2 tRNA genes and 3 rRNA genes are annotated in these 5,727 nt (G+C 54.8%); all 5 read right to left on the bottom strand.

The window, feature by feature from the left end:
- Positions 1-56: 56 nt before the first annotated feature.
- Positions 57-173, bottom strand: a 5S ribosomal RNA gene (rrf, locus tag VB716_RS02390).
- A gap of 153 nt (positions 174-326) precedes the next feature.
- A 23S ribosomal RNA gene (locus VB716_RS02385) occupies positions 327-3,208 on the bottom strand.
- A 467-nt stretch (positions 3,209-3,675) separates the two neighbouring features.
- A tRNA-Ala gene (locus VB716_RS02380) sits at positions 3,676-3,748 on the bottom strand.
- Between the two features lie 9 nt (positions 3,749-3,757).
- Positions 3,758-3,831, bottom strand: a tRNA-Ile gene (locus VB716_RS02375).
- A gap of 262 nt (positions 3,832-4,093) precedes the next feature.
- Positions 4,094-5,579, bottom strand: a 16S ribosomal RNA gene (locus VB716_RS02370).
- The 16S, 23S and 5S rRNA genes sit together here with 2 tRNA genes alongside, the layout of an rRNA operon.
- Positions 5,580-5,727 lie beyond the last annotated feature (148 nt).

Here is a 5,727-nt window from a genome sequence, read left to right as displayed (position 1 = left end):
CCCCCGATCGCAGCCATCAGGCTGCCATCGGAGGCGTCGTCGTGGAGCAAAGTTTGACCTGGCATCGAGCTATTTTCGCAGGAGGCTACCCTCCAACTATCGTTGCCGCTGCTGCGTTTCACAACCGAGTTCGAGATGGATCGGAGTGGGTCCACAGCGCCATGAACACCAGGAAAGCAAACGGCCTCTTGAGGCCCCTTGCCGGTCTTTGCCCCCAGGTTGAACCCTGAGAACTGCATAGGAGCGGTTGACAAGCAACCGGTCTGGATCCAAAAGCTTTGAGCGCGTGATCCCTGTGTCATCCGGTCAGGATGGCAAGGGATGGAATGGTCAAGCCCTCGGTCTATTAGTACTCCTCCGCTTCACCGGTTACCCGGCTTCCACGTAGAGCCTATCAACGGGTGTTCTTCCCGTGACCTTACTGGCTTATGCCATGGGAACACTCATCTTGAGGTGGGCTTCCCACTTAGATGCTTTCAGCGGTTATCCACTCCGCACATGGCTACCCAGCGTTTACCGTTGGCACGATAACTGGCACACCAGAGGTGCGTTCCTCCCGGTCCTCTCGTACTAGGGAGAAATCCTCTCAATGTTCCTGCGCGTGCACCGGATATGGACCGAACTGTCTCACGACGTTCTGAACCCAGCTCGCGTACCGCTTTAATGGGCGAACAGCCCAACCCTTGGGACCGACTTCAGCCCCAGGTTGCGATGAGCCGACATCGAGGTGCCAAACCTCCCCGTCGATGTGAACTCTTGGGGGAGATCAGCCTGTTATCCCTAGAGTAACTTTTATCCGTTGAGCGACGGCCCTTCCACTCAGAACCGTCGGATCACTAAAGCCGACTTTCGTCCCTGTTCGACTTGTAGGTCTCACAGTCAAGCTTGCTTCTGCTTTTGCACTCGTCGGCTGATTTCCAACCAGCCTGAGCAAACCTTTGCGCGCCTCCGTTACCTTTTAGGAGGCGACCGCCCCAGTCAAACTGCCCACCTGATACTGTCCGGTCCCCGGATGACGGGTGACCGTTAGAACCCTAGCTCTGAAAGAGTGGTATCTCACCGTTGGCTCACCATGACCCGCAAGCCATGGATCAAAGCCTCCCACCTATCCTGCGCATTCAGAGCCCGGGCACAATACCAAGCTACAGTAAAGCTTCATAGGGTCTTTCTGTCCGGGTGCACGTAGTCCGCATCTTCACAGACAATTCTATTTCGCCGAGCCTCTCTCCGAGACAGCGCCCAGATCGTTACGCCTTTCGTGCGGGTCGGAACTTACCCGACAAGGAATTTCGCTACCTTAGGACCGTTATAGTTACGGCCGCCGTTCACCGGGGCTTCAGTCGCCAGCTTCGCTTGCGCTGACCAGCTTCCTTAACCTTCCGGCACTGGGCAGGCGTCAGCCCCCATACATCGTCTTGCGACTTAGCGGAGACCTGTGTTTTTGGTAAACAGTCGCCTGGGCCTCTTCACTGCGACCACCTTGCGGTGGCACCCCTTCTCCCGAAGTTACGGGGCCATTTTGCCGAGTTCCTTAGAGAGAGTTACCTCGCGCCCCTCGGTATTCTCTACCACCCCACCTGTGTCGGTTTCGGGTACAGGCCATCATGCCTTAACGGGTATAGGGCTTTTCTTGGAAGCTTGACATCACCCACTTCGCGGCCGTAGCCGCTCGCACTCACGCCTCAGCTCAAGCTGTTTTCGCCAGCTCTCAACGCCTCGAACGCTTGGACCAGTAACCAACATCTGGCTGGGCTAGCCTTCTCCGTCCCCCTTCCCAAAACATGACAGGTACAGGAATGTTGACCTGTTGTCCATCGACTACGCCTTTCGGCCTCGCCTTAGGTCCTGACTAACCCTCCGCGGACGAGCCTGCCGGAGGAACCCTTAGGGTTTCGGGGCATGGGATTCTCACCCATGTTTTCGCTACTCAAGCCGACATTCTCACTTCCATGCAGTCCACGCCCGCTTACGCTAACGCTTCACCCCACATGGAACGCTCCCCTACCATCGGAATCTTACGATTCAAATCCGCAGCTTCGGTACAATGCTTAGCCCCGTTCATTTTCGGCGCAGGATCGCTCGACCAGTGAGCTATTACGCACTCCTTTGAGGATGGCTGCTTCTAGGCAAACCTCCTGGTTGTCTGGGCAATCCCACCTCCTTTATCACTCAGCATTGATTTGGGGACCTTAGCTGGCGGTCTGGGCTGTTTCCCTTTCGACCATGGAGCTTATCCCCCACAGTCTGACTGCCTAGTTACACACAGGGTATTCAGAGTTCGTCTCGATTTGGTACCGCTCTCGCAGCCCGCACCGAAACGGTGGCTTTACCCCCCTGCTGGAGCACTAGACGCTACGCCTCAACGTATTTCGGGGAGAACCAGCTAGCTCCGGGTTCGATTGGCATTTCACCCCTAACCACAGCTCATCCGCTGATTTTTCAACATCAGTCGGTTCGGACCTCCACTTGGTATCACCCAAGCTTCATCCTGGCCATGGTTAGATCACCCGGGTTCGGGTCTATAAACACTGACGATCGCCCTATTCAGACTCGCTTTCGCTATGGCTCCACCATTCCCGGTTTAACCTGCCAGTGCCTATAAGTCGCCGGCTCATTCTTCAACAGGCACACGGTCATCCTATGAGTAGGACTCCCATTGCTTGTAAGCTCACGGTTTCATGTTCTATTTCACTCCCCTCCCGGGGTTCTTTTCACCTTTCCCTCGCGGTACTGTTGCGCTATCGGTCACACAGGAGTACTTAGCCTTACGAGGTGGTCCTCGCGGATTCACACGGAATTTCACGTGCTCCGTGCTACTCGGGATACAGCTAGGCCAGTTTCGCTTTCGAGTACGGGGCTTTCACCCTCTCTGGCGCGCCATTCAAACGCTTCCTCTAACGTCCCTGGTCCACGTTGCTGTCCCACAACCCCGATGGGCGAACCCATCGGTTTAGGCTCTTCCCCGTTCGCTCGCCGCTACTGAGGGAGTCGTTTTTACTTTCCTTTCCTCCAGCTACTAAGATGTTTCAGTTCGCTGGGTTGGCTCGCGCCGCCCTATGGATTCAGGCGGCCGTTCTAGGGGTTGCCCCATTCGGAAATTCCCGGATCAAAGCGTGTTTCCAGCTCCCCGAGACTTATCGCAGGTAACCACGTCCTTCATCGCCTCTGTGTGCCAAGGTATCCACCGTGAGCCCTTTGTAGCTTGACCATAATCACAACTCGCGTTTAGCTTGTTGAAGGCTATTCTTCCGGTGTCTAAGCTCTCAATCAAGAGATTTCAGACAGCCAAAATCAAACTCCTGCTTGGTGGCTTGTGGCCATGCCAGACAGAAGACACGAGCTGTACTCGGCTCTAACTCAAGAATCACTGGCTTTCCTGTTTTTCTCAGATTGAGGCTTGCACCTCAATCTTCCCTTCGCTTTCGCTGGGATGGCGCAGCCGAGGCCGCGACCAGAGAGAACCGGAAAGTCAGCGTCTATGAGATGCTTTCTTTTCCAGACTTTTCCTATGCAGTTGTCAAGGTTCTTGCTGAATGCCCATCCTTGCGGACAGGGAATCCAGCATGCTTTCAACCACTCAGGGAATGAAAGCAGGCTGGAATCGTCACCAAGACGTCAGGATCACACCAAAGAAATCTCTCCTTTGCTTCCGTGAGGGCGCTCGTCAGTGTGGAATGGAGGTTAGCGGACTCGAACCGCTGACATCCTGCTTGCAAAGCAGGCGCTCTACCAACTGAGCTAAACCCCCAAACACGAATGGGCCATCCTGGACTTGAACCAGGGACCTCACCCTTATCAGGGGTGCGCTCTAACCACCTGAGCTAATGGCCCAGGAGTTCGACCTCGCGATCGTGTCAAAGTTGTGTCTCACCTGATTGATGATTCAGTATCGCTACCGTTTCATCTTTCAGGTTTCAACACCGCCTCAACAAAAATCGTTGGGGTGTGACCTAGACAAAGTTTAGGAACTGAACCTGTTTGGACGGACATGTTGCCATTCCGCTTCCACAGTTGAGGTACCGATCGACCTAGAGTGACAGGATCATGGCCTGAAAATAAAGTATTCAGACATCACAATCAGTTTGTCTCCCTGTTAGGAGGTGATCCAGCCGCACCTTCCGGTACGGCTACCTTGTTACGACTTCACCCCAGTCATCAGCCCCACCTTCGGCATCCTCCTCCCTTACGGGTTGGAGTAACGACTTCGGGCGTGGCCAACTTCCATGGTGTGACGGGCGGTGTGTACAAGGCCCGGGAACGTATTCACCGCAGTATGCTGACCTGCGATTACTAGCGATTCCTCCTTCACGTAGGCGAGTTGCAGCCTACGATCTGAACTGAGCCACGGTTTATGGGATTTGCTAGCTCTCGCGAGTTTGCTGCCCTTTGTCCGTAGCATTGTAGTACGTGTGTAGCCCAGGATGTAAGGGGCATGATGACTTGACGTCATCCACACCTTCCTCCGGTTTATCACCGGCGGTCTCTCTAGAGTGCCCAACTCAATGCTGGCAACTAAAGACGTGGGTTGCGCTCGTTGCGGGACTTAACCCAACATCTCACGACACGAGCTGACGACAGCCATGCACCACCTGTCACTGCGCTCCCGAAGGCACTCCCTCGTTTCCAAGGGATTCGCAGGATGTCAAACCCTGGTAAGGTTCTTCGCGTTGCATCGAATTAAACCACATACTCCACCGCTTGTGCGGGCCCCCGTCAATTCCTTTGAGTTTCACACTTGCGTGCGTACTCCCCAGGCGGAACACTTAACGCGTTGGCTACGACACCGAGGGGGTCGATTCCCCCGACACCTAGTGTTCATCGTTTACGGCCAGGACTACAGGGGTATCTAATCCCTTTCGCTCCCCTGGCTTTCGTCCATGAGCGTCAGTTATGGCCCAGCAGAGCGCCTTCGCCACTGGTGTTCTTCCCGATATCTACGCATTTCACCGCTACACCGGGAATTCCCTCTGCCCCTACCACACTCTAGCCTTGTAGTTTCCACTGCTGAAATGGAGTTAAGCTCCACGCTTTAACAGCAGACTTTCAAGGCCGCCTGCGGACGCTTTACGCCCAATAATTCCGGATAACGCTTGCCACTCCCGTATTACCGCGGCTGCTGGCACGGAATTAGCCGTGGCTTATTCCTCAAGTACCGTCAGATCTTCTTCCTTGAGAAAAGAGGTTTACAGCCCAGAGGCCTTCATCCCTCACGCGGCGTTGCTCCGTCAGGCTTTCGCCCATTGCGGAAAATTCCCCACTGCTGCCTCCCGTAGGAGTCTGGGCCGTGTCTCAGTCCCAGTGTGGCTGATCATCCTCTCAGACCAGCTACTGATCGAAGCCTTGGTAGGCTCTTACCCCACCAACTAGCTAATCAGACGCGAGCTCATCCTCAGGCGAAATTCATTTCACCTCTCGGCATATGGGGTATTAGCGGCCGTTTCCAGCCGTTATCCCCCTCCTGAGGGCAGATTCTCACGCGTTACTCACCCGTCCGCCACTAACCCGAAGGTTCGTTCGACTTGCATGTGTTAAGCACGCCGCCAGCGTTCATCCTGAGCCAGGATCAAACTCTCCGTAGTAGTCTTCCCCCTTTAAACGTCAGCTCTAAACTTTCGCTTGAGCTTTCATCGCAGAGAAGTTTGTCGCTCACCCAAATCCTGCACTGGCGCACAGTCTTCAGTTGGGACCACCTTTCGACTGACCGAAAGGGTTCGAGAGTGCACACAA

Source organism: Synechococcus sp. CCY9201 (assembly GCF_034931105.1).
Classification (GTDB): domain Bacteria; phylum Cyanobacteriota; class Cyanobacteriia; order PCC-6307; family Cyanobiaceae; genus CBW1002.
This window is presented reverse-complemented; position numbering and strand designations above follow the sequence as displayed.